The sequence below is a fragment of the Roseovarius sp. SCSIO 43702 genome, assembly GCF_019599045.1.
GTDB lineage: Bacteria > Pseudomonadota > Alphaproteobacteria > Rhodobacterales > Rhodobacteraceae > Roseovarius.
This window is the reverse complement of sequence record NZ_CP080623.1, coordinates 2604630-2619038: the sequence shown is the minus strand read 5'-3', so window position 1 is coordinate 2619038 and position 14409 is coordinate 2604630. Positions and strand designations below refer to the sequence as shown.

Annotated in this window: 16 protein-coding genes; all 16 read left to right on the top strand. The window is 67.3% G+C overall.

Annotation, left to right across the window (positions count from 1 at the left end; translation table 11 throughout):
- Complete coding sequence (gene atpD / locus K1T73_RS12970; protein WP_259400249.1) at positions 1–1356, top strand: F0F1 ATP synthase subunit beta; 1356 nt, start codon at positions 1–3, stop codon at positions 1354–1356.
- Complete coding sequence (locus K1T73_RS12965; protein ID WP_220601102.1) at positions 1353–1760, top strand: ATPase; 408 nt, start codon at positions 1353–1355, stop codon at positions 1758–1760. The genes atpD and K1T73_RS12965 overlap by 4 nt, the downstream gene beginning before the upstream one ends.
- Positions 1757–2038 (top strand): AtpZ/AtpI family protein, encoded by a 282-nt coding sequence (locus K1T73_RS12960; protein ID WP_220601101.1) that lies wholly within the window; start codon positions 1757–1759, stop codon positions 2036–2038. Before K1T73_RS12965 ends, K1T73_RS12960 begins: the two co-directional genes overlap by 4 nt.
- Positions 2035–2334, top strand: coding sequence for an ATP synthase subunit I (locus K1T73_RS12955; protein ID WP_220601100.1), 300 nt, complete (start codon positions 2035–2037; stop codon positions 2332–2334). The genes K1T73_RS12960 and K1T73_RS12955 overlap by 4 nt, the downstream gene beginning before the upstream one ends.
- The gene (locus tag K1T73_RS12950) at positions 2331–3023 is read left to right on the top strand and encodes a F0F1 ATP synthase subunit A (RefSeq protein WP_220601099.1); all 693 of its coding nucleotides are present in this window, start codon (positions 2331–2333) and stop codon (positions 3021–3023) included. The genes K1T73_RS12955 and K1T73_RS12950 overlap by 4 nt, the downstream gene beginning before the upstream one ends.
- A complete protein-coding gene (locus K1T73_RS12945) occupies positions 3020–3310 on the top strand; it encodes a F0F1 ATP synthase subunit C (RefSeq protein WP_220601098.1) in 291 nt (96 codons plus the stop codon). The genes K1T73_RS12950 and K1T73_RS12945 overlap by 4 nt, the downstream gene beginning before the upstream one ends.
- A 3-nt stretch (positions 3311–3313) precedes the next feature.
- On the top strand, positions 3314–4072 hold the full coding sequence (locus tag K1T73_RS12940; protein WP_220601097.1) for a F0F1 ATP synthase subunit B: 759 nt from the start codon (positions 3314–3316) through the stop codon (positions 4070–4072).
- Entirely contained in the window at positions 4035–5570 is a 1536-nt protein-coding gene (locus K1T73_RS12935; protein WP_220601096.1) for a F0F1 ATP synthase subunit alpha, read from the top strand. The genes K1T73_RS12940 and K1T73_RS12935 overlap by 38 nt, the downstream gene beginning before the upstream one ends.
- Complete coding sequence (locus K1T73_RS12930) at positions 5554–6465, top strand: FoF1 ATP synthase subunit gamma (RefSeq protein ID WP_220601095.1); 912 nt, start codon at positions 5554–5556, stop codon at positions 6463–6465. Before K1T73_RS12935 ends, K1T73_RS12930 begins: the two co-directional genes overlap by 17 nt.
- 191 nt (positions 6466–6656) lie before the next feature.
- Complete coding sequence (locus tag K1T73_RS12925) at positions 6657–7784, top strand: ABC transporter permease (protein WP_220601094.1); 1128 nt, start codon at positions 6657–6659, stop codon at positions 7782–7784.
- On the top strand, positions 7784–8587 hold the full coding sequence (locus K1T73_RS12920) for an ABC transporter ATP-binding protein (RefSeq protein WP_220601093.1): 804 nt from the start codon (positions 7784–7786) through the stop codon (positions 8585–8587). Before K1T73_RS12925 ends, K1T73_RS12920 begins: the two co-directional genes overlap by 1 nt.
- A complete protein-coding gene (locus tag K1T73_RS12915) occupies positions 8587–10302 on the top strand; it encodes an MlaD family protein (protein ID WP_220601092.1) in 1716 nt (571 codons plus the stop codon). The genes K1T73_RS12920 and K1T73_RS12915 overlap by 1 nt, the downstream gene beginning before the upstream one ends.
- Before the next feature lies 1 nt (position 10303).
- Positions 10304–10915: an ABC-type transport auxiliary lipoprotein family protein gene (locus K1T73_RS12910; protein ID WP_259400248.1), complete on the top strand. Its 612-nt coding sequence runs from the start codon at positions 10304–10306 to the stop codon at positions 10913–10915.
- 289 nt (positions 10916–11204) lie between these two features.
- Complete coding sequence (locus tag K1T73_RS12905; protein ID WP_220603742.1) at positions 11205–11411, top strand: AlpA family transcriptional regulator; 207 nt, start codon at positions 11205–11207, stop codon at positions 11409–11411.
- 156 nt (positions 11412–11567) lie between these two features.
- Positions 11568–12458, top strand: a complete 891-nt coding sequence (locus K1T73_RS12900) for a WYL domain-containing protein (protein ID WP_220601091.1) — start codon at positions 11568–11570, stop codon at positions 12456–12458.
- Between the two features lie 25 nt (positions 12459–12483).
- Positions 12484–14361 (top strand): UvrD-helicase domain-containing protein, encoded by a 1878-nt coding sequence (locus tag K1T73_RS12895; protein ID WP_220601090.1) that lies wholly within the window; start codon positions 12484–12486, stop codon positions 14359–14361.
- Positions 14362–14409 lie beyond the last annotated feature (48 nt).

Genomic DNA, 14409 nt, shown 5'->3' with positions numbered 1-14409 from the left:
ATGGGCCATATCGTCGCGGTGCGCGGCGGGATCGTCGATGTCCTCTTCCCCGCGGACGGCCCCGAGATCGACGACCTGCTCCATGCCGGTGACGTGGCCTTGCAGGTCATGAGCTTCGTCGAGGGCGGCGCCGCGCGCTGCATCGCGCTGGGCGCGGTGCAGGGGCTCGGCCTCGGCACGCCCGTGCGCGCCACTGGCGGCCCGGTGCGCGTGCCGGTGGGCGAGGCGGTTCTGGGCCGGATGCTGGATGTTTTCGGCGCGCCCATCGACGGGCTGCCCGCGCCCGAAGGGGCGGACAGCCGCTCGATCCACGGCGCGCCGCCGCGCCTCGCGGACCGGACCTTGCGCGCCGAGGTGCTCGAGACCGGCATCAAGGCCATCGACCTTCTCGCCCCCATCGAGCGCGGCGGCAAGACCGGCCTTTTCGGGGGCGCGGGCGTCGGCAAGACGGTGCTGCTCAGCGAACTCATCCACAACACGGTCGAGCATCACCACGGCGTGAGCCTCTTTTGCGGCATCGGCGAGCGGTCGCGCGAGGCCGAAGAGCTGTGGCGCGAGATGGGCGAGGCGGGCGTGCGCGACAAGATGGTGATGCTCTTCGGCCAGATGAACGCGGCCCCCGGCGTGCGCTTCCTGGTGGGCAAGGCGGCGCTGACGATTGCCGAATGGTTCCGCGACGATCGCGGTCAGGACGTGCTGCTGCTGATCGACAACATCTTCCGCTACGTGCAGGCGGGCTCGGAAGTGTCGGGCCTCATGGGCCGGATGCCCAGCCGGGTGGGCTATCAGCCGACGCTGGCGACCGAACTGGCGGAATTGCAGGAACGCATCGCCTCGACCCGCAAGGGCGCGATCACGTCCATTCAGGCGGTCTACGTGCCGGCGGACGATTTCACCGATCCGGCGGCGGCGCATATCTTCTCGCACCTCTCGGCCTCGGTCGTCCTGTCGCGCAAACGCGCGAGCGAGGGGCTTTACCCGGCGGTCGATCCGCTGGCCTCGGCCTCGGTGATGCTGACGCCCGGCGTGGTGGGCCAGCGCCATTACGACATCGCCCGAGCGGTGCGCCGCACGCTGGCCGAATACGAGGATCTGCGCGACATCATCGCGATGCTCGGTATCGAGGAACTGTCGGCGCACGACCGCGCCATCGTGGCGCGCGCCCGGCGGCTCGAACGGTTCCTGACCCAGCCCTTCACCACCGTCGCCGGCGCGACCGGCGCGGGCGGCAAGCTGGTGCCGATGGAGGTCACGCTCGACGGCTGCGAGGCGATCCTGAACCAGGAGAGCTTCGATCGTCCCGAAAGCGATTACTACATGATCGGCGCGCTGAGCGAGCTGGAGGACGCGGCATGAGCATGGCCGATGAGATGCAGGTCAGGATCCGGCTGCCCGGCACGGCGCTGTTCGATGGCCCCGCCACGCGGCTGAGCGGTGTCGCGGCGGATGGCGGCTTCGGCATCCTGCCCAATCACGTCGATTTCGTGACCGCGCTGGTGCCCTCGGTCCTGCTGGTGACGCAGGGGGACGGGCGCGAGCGGATCTTCGGCATCGACGATGGCACGCTGGTCAAGAAGGGCCATGAGGTCGACATCGCCGTGCAGCGCGGGGTCGAGGCGCCGGACATGGCGTCGCTCGACGCGGTGGTGGGCGACTTCTTCGACACGATGGAGGACGAAGAGCGCGCCGCGCGCGCCGCCCTGTCGCGTCTCGAGGCGGACATGGTGCGCCGCTTCGCGGGGCTGAGGACGCAGCCATGAGCGACGATCGCAAGACCGCGGACCGCATCGCGCGCAGCGCCGCGCGCAAGCAGAAGGCGCGCGACAATCCCGGCCCCAGCCCGCTGCGCGGCATCGGGGTCTTCGGCGTCATCGGCTGGTCGGTCGCGGTGCCCACGGTGGCGGGCGCGTTCCTCGGGCTGTGGCTGGACGCCGCCTACCCGCAGGAGTTCCGCTGGACCATCGCGCTCATCCTCGGCGGCGTGGTGCTCGGCGCGGCGCTGGCCTGGGCATGGATCGAGAAGGAGAAGGGCGAATGATCGAAAGCATGAACTGGACCCTCCTTGCCATCGGCGCGCTGGCCGGGTCGGCCTCGGGCGCGCTCTACTTCGCAGGGCTGGCCTGGGGGATGCGCCTGGCGCTTCGGCGCGCGCGCCCCGCGGCCGTGCTGATGACGAGCGCGGCCATCCGTATCGCGCTTCTGCTGGCCGCGGGCTGGGCGATCGCGCAACTGGGCGCCGCGGCGATCGTCGGGTTCGCGCTGGCCTTCGTGGTCCTGCGCTTCCTGCTGGTAAGCGCGGTGCGGACCGCCCCGGCGGAGAGGATCGGGTCATGAAACTGACGCCTGACGACACGATCCTCTTCACCATCGCGGGTGTCGGCATCAACGCGACCATCGTCTTTACCTGGGCGGTGATGGCCCTGCTGACCGGCGCCTCGATCCTCGTCACCCGCAACCTGCGCCCCGACGTGCCGCCGAACCGCTGGCGCACGGTGCTGGAGGCCATCGTGCTGACCATCCAGGGCCAGATCGACGAGATCAGCGCGCGGCCCGACCGGAGGCTGCTCTATTTCTCGGGCACGCTCTTTCTCTTCATCATCGTGTCGAACATGCTGGCCATCGTGCCCGGCTGGCAGGCGCCCACGGCGTCGCTCTCGACCACGGCGGGGCTGGCGCTCGCGGTGCTGGTGGCGGTGCCGCTCTTCGGGATCGGCAGTCGCGGGCTCGGGGGGTATCTGCGCAGCTATATCGAGCCCAACATCATCATGCTGCCCTTCAATATCATCGGCGAGGTGTCGCGCGGCATCAGCCTCGCGATCCGCCTTTACGGCAACGTCATGAGCGGCGCGGTGATCGCCGCGATCCTCCTGGGCGTCGCGCCGTTCTTCTTTCCGGTGGTGATGGACATGCTGGGCCTGCTGACCGGCGTCATCCAGGCCTACATCTTCGCCATCCTTGCCACCGTCTACATCTCGTCCGCCACGGCGGATCCCGAGACCCTGAATGCAAAGGAGCAGACATGACCGATCTTTCCATCATCGCCGCCGTCTCGATCATCACCGCGGGGCTGACCGTCGCCATCGGCGCCATCGGTCCCGCGCTGGGCGAGGGACGGGCGGCCGCCTCGGCGCTGAGCGCCATCGCGCAGCAGCCCGACGCGGGCAGCACCCTCTCGCGCACCCTCTTCGTCAGCCTCGCGATGATCGAGTCGACCGCGATCTACTGTTTCGTCGTGGCGATGATCCTGCTCTTCGCCAACCCGTTCTGGAACGCGGCGCTCGAGGCGGCGGCGCCGGGAACGGGCGGCTAGGCCATGTCCATCGACTGGATCACCGTCGCGGCGCAGATCGTCAACTTCCTGGTGCTGGTCTGGCTGCTCAAGCGGTTTCTCTATAGCCCGATCCTCGACGGCATCGACGCGCGCGAGCGCCAGATCACCGAGCGCATGGCGGAGGCGGGGCGCATCCGCGCCGAGGCCGAGGCGGCGCAGGCCGAGCACCGCGCCGAGATCGCGCGGCTGAAGGCGGGCCGCGAAGGCGTGCTGGAGGAGGTGCGCGCCGAGGCCGAGGCCGAGCGTGACGCGCTCCTGGCCGCCACCCGCGCGCGGCTGGAGCGCGAGCAGGCCGCGCTCGAGCAGGCCCGCGCCGACGAAGCGCGCCGTTTCGCCGCCGATCTGGAACTGCGCGGCGTCTCGGCGCTGCTTGCCCTTCTGCGCAAGGCGCTGCGCGATCTCTCGGGCGAGACGCTCGAGCAGCGCATCGTCGCGCGCGCCGCCGAGCGCCTGCGGGACATGGCCGGAGACCTGGCCGACGCCGCGGGCGACAGCCCCGAGGCGGTCATCACCACGCAGGCCGCGCTGCCGGACGATCTGCAACGCGATCTGACCCGCCGGATCACGCAGGCGATGCCCGGGACGAGCGTCGTCTTCCGCACCGATCCCGACCAGTCGCCGGGCCTCAACCTGCGCGTGGGCGGCGCGCAACTGGGATGGACGGCCGACAGCTATGTCAACGGTCTGCAACGGATACTGGCGGATGCGCGACACGGAGGAGGGCGGGCCGATGCCGCATGAAGACAGCCTCCTGCAAACCCTGCTCGACGCCCCCGCGCCCGAACCGGAACTGAGCGAGATCGGGCAGGTGGCCGAACTGGGTGACGGGATCGCCATCGTCACGGGTCTCGCCCGCGCGCTGGTGAACGAGCTTCTGGACCTGGGCGGCGGACTGATGGGCGTCGTCTTCGACCTGGAAGAGGACCGCCTGGGCGTCGTTCTCCTGGGCGAGACGGGCGGCATCGTGCCGGGCGCAGATGTGCGCCGGACGGGCCGGGTGATGGCGGTGCCGGTGGGGGACGCCCTGCTCGGCCGCGTCGTCGACGCGCTGGGGCGTCCGCGCGACGGGGTGCAAGCGGTGCGGTCCGACCGCACCCGCCCGATCGAGATGGAAGCCCCCGGCATCCTCGACCGCGCGCCCGTCTCGCGGCCATTGGCCACGGGGCTCAAGGCCGTCGATGCCGCCGTGCCCGTGGGGCTGGGCCAGCGCGAGCTCATCATCGGCGACCGGCAGACCGGCAAGACCTCGATCGCCGTCGACACGATCCTGAACCAGCGGGACACGGGTGTGCTCTGCATCTACTGCGCCATCGGCCAGCGCGGCGACGCGGTGGCCAAGGTGATCGGGGCGATCCGCGACGGCGGCATGAGCGAGCGCACCATCGTCATGGCCGCCGGTGACGACGAGGCGCCGGGCCTCTCCTATGTCGCGCCCTATGCCGCCATGTCGATGGCCGAGGACCTGGCGGCGGACGGGCGCAACGTCCTGATCGTCTTCGACGACCTCACGCATCATGCCCAATCCTACCGCGAGCTGTCGCTGCTCCTGCGGCGCCCGCCGGGGCGCGAGGCGTTCCCCGGCGATATCTTCTACGTTCATGCGCGCCTTCTGGAGCGGGCGGGACAATTCGCCGAGCATGTCGGGGGCGGGTCGATCACCGCGTTGCCGGTGGTCGAGACGCAGGCCGAGAACCTCTCGGCCTATATCCCCACCAACCTGATTTCCATCACCGACGGGCAGATCTACCTCTCGCCGCGCCTCGTGCGGCGCAACCAGTTTCCGGCGGTCGATCTGGGCGTCTCGGTCAGCCGCGTGGGCGGCAAGGCACAGGCGCGCGCCTTTCGCGAGGTGGCGGGCAACCTGCGCGTGACCCTGTCGCAATTCGAGGAGCTCGAGGAATTCGCGCGCTTCGGCACACGCCTCGACGACGACACGCGCCGAAGGCTGGCGCGCGGCGCGGCCGTGCGCGCGGCCCTCCGCCAGCCCGAGCGCGATCCGATGCCCGCCGATGAACAACTGGCCGTGCTGCTGAGCGCGATGGCGGGCCTGCTGGATGACGTGGCCGAGGGCGACATCGCCGCCGCGACGGACCGGATCCGCCGCGACACGCGCGAAAACGACAGCGAGACCGCCCGGATCATCGCCTCGGGCCGCAGCCTGGGGGACGAGGACCGCGCCCGCATCGTGGATGCCGCCCGCGCCGCATTGTCGGAGGCCGCCCATGGCACAGACGCTTGAACGGCTGACCCGCCGCACCGCCACGATGAAGAGCATCCGGGGCATCGTGCGCACGATGAAGACGATGTCGGCGATCAACGCGGCCCCTTACGAACAGGCCGCCGAGGCGATCGACGCCTGGCGGGAGACGGTGCTCGACGGTCTCCACGGCTTCCTGCGCTGCAACGGCCCCATCGTGCAGGCCGCCACCGATCGGTCCGAGAGGGTGCTGATCGTGCTCGGCTCCGACCACGGCCTCTGCGGGAACTACAACGAATTGCTGGCGCGCGAGGTGGCGGCGCATCCGCACGCGGCCACGGCACGGGTCATCTGCGTCGGCGCCCAGATGGAGGACGCGCTCGGAGGCGAGGGGGTGACGCCCGCCGTCACGCTGCTGCCGCCCGCCAACGTGGACGGGCTGATCCGCCTCGCGGGCCAGCTGGTCACGCGGCTCGACACGCTGCGCGCCGAGGCGGGACCGGGCGACCTGGCCGCCACGCTGATCTACACGCAGCGCGGCGCGCATGGCCTTCAGGCGCCGGTGACACAAACGCTGTTGCCGCTGGACCCCCGGATGCTGGACGACCTGGCGCAGAGGCCCTGGGTGTCGCGCAGCCTGCCGCGCTTCTCGATGCCCGCCGCCGATCTCCTGGCCGCCCTGGTGCGCAACCTGGTCTTTGCCACGCTCTACCGCGCGGCGGCCGAGGCACTGGTGACGGAAAACGCCGCCCGCCTCGCCCGGATGCAGCAGGCCGAACAGTCGGTGGACGAGAACCTCGAGGAGCTGGAAGGCGAAACCCGGTCGGTCCGCCAAAGCGAGATCACGACCGAGCTTCTGGACGTGATCGTAGGGTTCGAGGCGCTGAAGGGCCGGGAAAAGCGTCGCAGGCGCGGCGATGCGTCGCGGCGCCGATGATGCGGGATACCGCGATGATCCTGCGGCGGATCGCGCAGGCAACCTGGAAGGCGTGATGGATATTCGGCCGCCGCTGGCATACCCTGCCCGTTCAGGGCATATCAACTCGATGGCCGTTTTCTGCCGCTCGGGCGTTGCAGGCCGGGGCGAGGAATGGAGGAAAGCGGTTCGTGGACCGGTCAGGTGACAGAATGAACCGGCGCGGGGAGGGCGCTGGCGGGGGTCCGCGACCCCCGGCTGCGACCGTGTCGGACGGGCGCCTGCTGCTGTCCGGCAGTCTCCTGATCGAGAACGTCGCCAGCTTGACGCGCAGCGCCGAGGGCGCCGAGGTCATCGACCTCTCCGACATCCACCACATGGATACCGCCGGTGCGTGGTATGTCGTCGACATGCAGCAGCGCCTGGCCGCGACCGGCGGTGAGGTGCCGATCGAGGGCGCGGACGATGCGCAGCACCACTTGCTCGAGGCGGTGCGGCGCAACATGCCCCCCGAGGAAGGCCCACAGCCCCCCCGCCGCAGCCTGGCCGACCGGCTCGAGGCGCTGGGGCGCAAGACGGCGGTCAGTGGCAAGATCGCGGTCGAGCTGACCAGCTTTCTCGGGCAGGTCATCGCCTCGCTGGGAAACACATTCCTGCATCCGCGCCGGCTGCGCCTCACGTCGCTGGTGCACCACATGCAGGAGGTCGGCTGGAACGCGATCCCCATCGTGGCGCTCATGTCGTTCCTGATCGGGGTCGTGCTGGCCTTCCAGGGCTCGGTGCAGTTGCGACAGTTCGGCGCCGAGGTCTTCGTCGTCGATCTGATCGCGATTTCCGTGCTGCGCGAATTGGGGATCCTGCTGACCGCCATCATTGTCGCGGGCCGGTCCGGGTCGGCCTACACCGCCGCCATCGGCTCGATGAAGATGCGCGAGGAGGTGGACGCGATGCGCACCCTCGGCCTCGATCCCATCGACATCCTCGTCGTGCCGCGCGTGCTGGCGCTGATCCTGATGCTGCCGGTGCTGGGCCTCATCTCGGACATATCGGGGCTGGTGGGCGGTGCGATCATGTCATGGATCGAGCTGGGCGTGTCGCCCGCCGTCTTCCAGGCGCGGCTGGTGAGCAACACGGATGTCTGGCATTTCCTGGTCGGCATGATCAAGGCGCCGTTCTTCGCGCTGATCATCGGGATCATCGGCTGCTACGAGGGGCTCAAGGTGGGGGGCGACGCGGAATCTCTGGGGCGGCTGACCTCGACCTCGGTCGTGCTGTCGATCTTCATGGTGATCGTGGCCGACGCGCTGTTTTCCGTCATCTTCGCGCTGATAGGCATCTGATGGACGCGCCAAACACGGATAACGGGGCGCCGATCATCAAGGTGCGCGGGCTGGTCAAGGCCTTCGGCGATCACGTGGTGCATGACGGCCTGGACCTCGACGTGCAGCGCGGCGAGATCATCGGCATCGTCGGCGGCTCGGGCACGGGCAAATCGGTGCTCCTGCAGCAGATCGTGGGGCTTCTGAAACCCGACGCGGGCCGCATCGAGGTCTTCGGGGAGAGCGTGCAGGGCACCTCGCCCGAGGAATACCGGGCCCTGCGCCGCCGCTGGGGCGTGATGTTCCAGGACGGCGCGCTTTTCTCGTCGCTGACCGTGCGCCAGAACGTCGAGGCGCCCATGCGCGAACAGCTCGATCTGCCGGACGACCTGCGCGAGACGCTGGCCGGGATCAAGGTGCGCATGGTCGGCTTGCAGCAGAACGCCCTGACGAAGTTCCCCTCCGAGCTGTCGGGCGGGATGCGCAAGCGTGCCGGTTTTGCCCGCGCCATCGCGCTCGACCCCGAGATCGTCTTTCTCGACGAACCGACGGCGGGGCTGGACCCGATCGGCGCGGCGGCCTTCGACACGCTCATCCGCCAGTTGCAGGCGGCCCTGGGCCTCACGGTCTTCCTGGTGACGCATGATCTGGATTCGCTCCACGCGATCTGCGACCGTATCGCCGTCCTGGCCGAGAAGAAGGTGCTGGCGGTCGGCACGATGCAGGAAATGCTGAAGGTGGATCATCCTTGGGTCCATGAATATTTTCACGGCCCCCGTGCGCGCGCCGCTCTCGGAACGGCCGGAACCGAGGAGATGCGGTAATGGAAACACGCGCGAATTTCATCCTGATCGGGGCGCTTACCCTCCTCGGGATCATCGGCAGCCTCGGCTTTGCCGTGTGGCTCTCGAGCGTGCAGCTCGACCGCCAGTATGCCTATTACGCGATCCTCTTCGACGATGTCTCGGGCCTTTCGCCCTCGGGGGACGTGGTCTTCAACGGCATCAACGTGGGCCGCGTCATTGACCTGCGCATTCACGAGCCGGACCCCTCCAAGGTCTATGTCGGCATCGAGGTGGACGCGACGACGCCCGTGCTCGAGAGCACGGTGGCCGAGCTCAATTCCTCCGGCGTGACCGGGGTGGCCTATATCTCGCTCACCACGCCGAACGCCGACGCGCCGCCCCTGACCTCGCCCGACGAGACGCCGCCCATCATCCCCTCGCGCCGCTCCACCGTGCAACAGCTGGTCGAGGACGCGCCCGACCTGATCGCCGAGGCGACCGAGCTTCTCAGGCGGTTCCAGAAGATCGCCGGCCCGGAAAACCAGGCCTACGTGGAAACCACGCTTCGCAACCTCAGCAACGCCTCGGGCGGGCTCGAGAAGGCGCTGAGCGATTTCTCCAGCATCACCGAGACCGTGTCCGAGGCGACGGCGCAGATATCGGGCTTCAGCCAACGGCTCGAGACGCTGGGCGCCGCGGCCGAGACCACGCTGGCCAATGCCGACCGCACCTTGAACGCGGCCACGGGCGCCTTCGACACCGCCAACGAGACCATCGGGAACTCCCGCGCCGCCATCGACAGCGCCGGCGCGGCCTTCGCCCAGGCCGAGACCCTGATGCGCGAGCAGGTGCCGGTCATCGTCGCGCAGATCGGCGATACCGTCGAGGCGCTGAACGCCGCGGTGGACAGCATTTCGACCCGCACCGAAAGCACGCTCGAGGGCTTCGACGAAACGGCGACGCTTCTGAACGCGCGGCTTGCCGAACTGGAGAAGACGCTCGCCGATGCCAGCACCTCGTTCGACGCGTTGACGACCGCGTCCGACAGCGTCAGCACGCTGGTGGCGGGCGATGGAACGCGCCTGGTCGCGGACGCGCGCGAGGTGCTGGCGAATGCCAACAACGCCATCGTCAAGGTCGAGGCGATCATCAACGATGACGTGCCCGCCGTCATGGGCGATATCCGCAGCGCCGTCTCGACCGCTTCGGATGCGGTCGAGAGGGCGGCGGATGACCTGACCGGCTTCTCCGACCAGCTCACGCCGCTGGCGGAGGACACGAGGAGCGCCATGAACACCGCCACCCGGCTTTTCGAGCGCGCCTCGGCCACGCTCGACGGGATCGACGGATCGCTCGTGGCGGCCAATCGCGCGCTGGGCTCGGCCGAGCGCGCCTTCGACAGCGCCGACGCGGCCATATCCACCGATCTCGCCCCCGTTCTGGCCGATATCCGCGCGGCCACGAACCGGATCGGGAGCGCGGCGGACCAGGTTTCCGACGACCTGCCGAAGATCACCTCGGACCTGCGCGCGCTCATCGCGCGGGCCGACAACGTGGTGGCGCAGGTGCAAAGCACCGTCACCGCCGCCGCCCCCGGCATACGCAACTTCACCGGCAACGGCCTGAACGAACTGGGGCGCCTCAGCGGCGAGGCCCGGACCCTGGTCCAGTCGCTCGAGAAGCTGGTGCGCCGCATCGAACGAGACCCTGCGCGATTCCTCCTGGATGACCGCGTCCCTGAATATCGGAGATGACATGATGCCCGCCCTGACCCTCACACGCCGCGCCGCGATGCTGGGCGCCGTCGCCTCGCTCGGCGGATGCAGCGCGATCAGCTCGCTCAACACCGCGGCCACGCCGCTCGACACCTATGACCTGACGCCGCCGCAGGGATCGGCCTCGCGCGGTGGATCGGGCCGCACCCTCCTGGTGCCCTTGCCCAATGCGCCCGCCGCCATCGCCACCGACCGCATCATGGTCAAGCCCGACCCGGTGGCCATCACCTATCTCCCCGAGGCCCGCTGGGCCGACACCCTGCCCGCGGTCATGCAGTCGCTCCTCGTCCGCTCGATCGCCGGGACGGGGCGGATGGGCTATGTCGGCCCCAGCGAAGGCGGACCCGTGCCCGATCTCGCCCTGCTGACCCGTATCGACGATTTCCAGGTCGAGATCCTGGGCGAGGCGGTGATGGCCGACGTCGATATCAGCCTCACCCTGCTGCGCGACCGCGATCAACGGGTCATCAAGACCCGCGACTTCAAGAACCGGATCGCCGCCGCAAGCGACGAGCCGGCCGACATCGTCGCGGCCTTCCAGTCCATCCTCGACACCCTGCTGCCCGCGATGGCCGCCTGGGCAGCATCCTGACCGGGCCCGCGACGCGCGAGAACTGGAAGGGTTGGGGGTGCGGTGGCGGAGGGAAGGCGATACGCAAAAACTCCGCTCAGCGGGCAGGTTCAAATTCCGACCACCTGCCACGTTTCTCTGGGAATAGCGTCCGATACGATTACTTTCTCTCGCTCTCGCCGGGTGCGTTGACGGCTCTGCGCTGGCCGCGGAGCCTTTGCGCAGGGCGCCTCGAGACACTGACTTGCCTCTCTTTTTCTTTCACGCCTTCGTCCTTCTGCAACCGCTGTGCGTTGCGAAGAAGGAGACGATGATGAAACCAACTTGTTTGAACCAGAAAGAACTCGCGGAACGCTGGACCATTTCGCACCGCACCCTGGAGCGGTGGCGGTGGGCCGGCGAAGGACCCGTCTACATGAAGATCGGAGGGCGCGTCGTCTACCGCATCGCCGATATCGAGGCCTTCGAACGCGACGTAATGAATGCCACGTCTGATCAGAACGTCCCGGCCAACTGACGCTGACCTCGTCCTCCACATCCGTGGTGTTACTCCAAAGCTCTGATTTGCGTGGCATTCCGATTGCGCCACATCCCCAGATCGGCTAGCCTCGCCTTAGGCCCAGAAAATGGGCGCGCATAGTTAGGGTGCGCACTGCCCGATCCGGGGAGCGTAATGGAAAACGACAGGTCGGAACTTCGCTGGGGCGTCGAGCAACGCCTTGAATTCATAGAGTTCCGCCTGTTCTGGGAGGGACATGTGAACCGCAGAGATCTGATGGACCAGTTCGGGGTATCGGTGAACCAGGCGTCCACCGACCTGAATCGCTACATCGGCTTCGCGCCGGACAACATGGTCTACGACAAGAGCGCGCGGACGTATGTCCGCGGCTCGGACTTCAAGGCGCAGTTCCTTCAGCCCGATGCGAGCCGCTACCTCGCGCAGCTACGCTCACTCTCTGACGGGATCCTCGACCGGGAGGACTCCTGGATAGCCAATCTCCCGCCCTACGCGTCCGCCCCGACGCCGGTACGTGGAGTTAACCCGGAGACGCTCCGCTCGGTCGTTGGCGCCATACGGCGGTCAGAGGCGGTCGAGGCGAAGTACCAATCACTGTCCAGCCCGGAGCCGCGCTGGCGCTGGATCGCGCCCCACGCCATCGCGTTCGACGGCTTCCGCTGGCACACTCGAGCGTTCTGTCTGACGGACGAGTGCTTCAAGGACTTCCTGCTGTCGCGAATGCTAAAGATCCGAGGCTCACGGGAAAGCGAAGCCTCAGCTGCCAACGACAGCGATTGGCATTCCGAGATCACGCTGGAGATCGCCCCCCATCCAGACCTCTCGGAAACGCAGGCGAAGGTCATCGCGCTCGACTACGGCATGCGAAGCGGCAAGGCTACGGTCAAGGTCCGGCGCGCGCTGCTCTACTACGCGCTGAGGAGGCTTGGACTCGACACAGATCCGGCGGCGAGGAAGCCGCAGAACCAGCAGATCGTGCTGCTGAACAAGGACGCTATCGGCATATCGAGTTCGAGCGCGGTGAGCAGTCATCTAACGGGCATGTAGTGTTTCAAGCAGGGATTTTGTCAGCATGAACATTGTCAATCAGGCGGCTCTGGATGCTGATTGGGACGCTGAACAGCTTAAAGTGATCGAGGCTGAAGCAGATGCCAGGTTTGTTGTCGAAGCGGGCCCCGGAACCGGCAAGACTGCCGTCGCCTGCGCGCGCCTTGCTCACCTGATCAGTGAGGAGGATGTCGAGCCGAGCAATACCTGGATGATCAGCTTTACCCGGACCGCAGTAGCAGAAATTCGTGCGCGGCTGCATTCCTACGTCGGCGACGCCTCCTTTGCGATCAGGATAGCGACGATCGACTCTCACGCATGGTCCATCCACTCCGGGCACGATCCGAATGCGAGGCTGACCGGGTCCTATGAGGAGAACATCGCCCGGATCATCGATCTCCTGAAGTCTGACGAGGATGTGGCCGATGAACTGTCACAGGTCGAGCATGTCGTAATTGACGAGGCACAGGACCTCGTAGGACAGCGGGCAGACCTGATCGAAGAACTGTTGAAGAGATTGCAGTCTGATTGTGGTGTCACAGTCTTCGCTGACGAGGCCCAAGCCATCTATGGGTTTTCGGACGACAGCCTCGGAAATCGCAAGGGCGGCGCTGCCGAGCCCGGGAGGACGCTTCTCGAAAGGCTACGCGCACAAAGATCTCTGGGCTTCGAGTCGCTGATCCTGAAGGAGATTTATCGCACGTCCTCGCCGGGACTGAAAAAGATCTTCTCCGACCTGCGCAAGGATGTCCTCGACAAGAACAGGCATCGCGACGGCTTTCACGCCGAGACGGCGGAAAGAATCCGGGAGTTTGCGGACAGGAAGGGCTTGAAGTGGACCGAGATGAAGGTCGCCGACTTTTCAAGAGACGATCTTCTGCTCTTCAGAACCCGCGGCGAAGTGCTGATGGCGGCACAGTTCTGTGACCTCCCTCATCGGCTGCGCCTGTCGGGATACGGAGCGACGCTCCCGGCGTGGCTCGCAATCTGCTTCTCGGATTTCGTCGAGCCGTACTTGGCCGAGCGGCATTTCCTCGATCTCTGGGCTACGCGGATCGAAAACAAGGCTGCGCCGCACTATGGGCCGGCCGACGCATGGCAGCACCTCTTGCGCGTTGCAGGGCGCAGAGATGGCTCTGTCGACATGCAGAAGCTTAGAAGGCGGCTGGGCCAGGCCCGTCCTCCGGTGGAACTGACCCTCCCCGAGTATGGCCTTCAGGGACCGATCGTCGGAACGATCCACGCCAGCAAGGGGCGTGAGGCGAGCAACGTCGTGTTGCTGCTTCCAAACGGCGCAGAATTCGAGGCGATCGAGGACGAGGCCGAGGAAGCAAGAGTCCTTTTCGTCGGCGCCACACGCGCGCGTACGTCCCTTATCGTCGGGGAAAGCAACGCTTTTCGAGCGTCAACGCTCGCATCGGGCCGAGTTCATAGGTCTGCGAGGAACGGCAAGTCCACGATGGTTGAAGTCGGTCGCGATGGCGACATCACCGCTCGCGGGCTTGTTGGCCGCAGCGAGTTCAGTGCGGCCGACGCGAAAACCGGTCAGGCTTTCCTCGCGAAAGCTGCGGATGTGGTCACGTCTTACAAGCTGGAAGCAGATCCCGAACTCGACTGGCGCTACAGGATCCGGGTCGGCGACGGAGGTCCCTGTGTTGGGGTCATGTCGCGTAGTCTGACATTTGACCTGTGGGAGATACTCGACAAAAGAAAGCAGAGGCACAGCCACAAGCCGCCTGGCTACGTGAACCATGTCCGGGGTCAGGGCAGCGCGACAATCGTGCTGGGTCCCGATGACAGCGACCTCGAGACACTTAATGAACCGTGGGCCTCATCGGGCTTCGTGCTCGCACCGAGGATCGCGGCGTTCCCCCCCTTCTTCTTTTTTCGTCGGAGGCAGTAGCGAAAAACCCTGACCGACGAACAAACTACACGGGCCGTCGAACGCAAT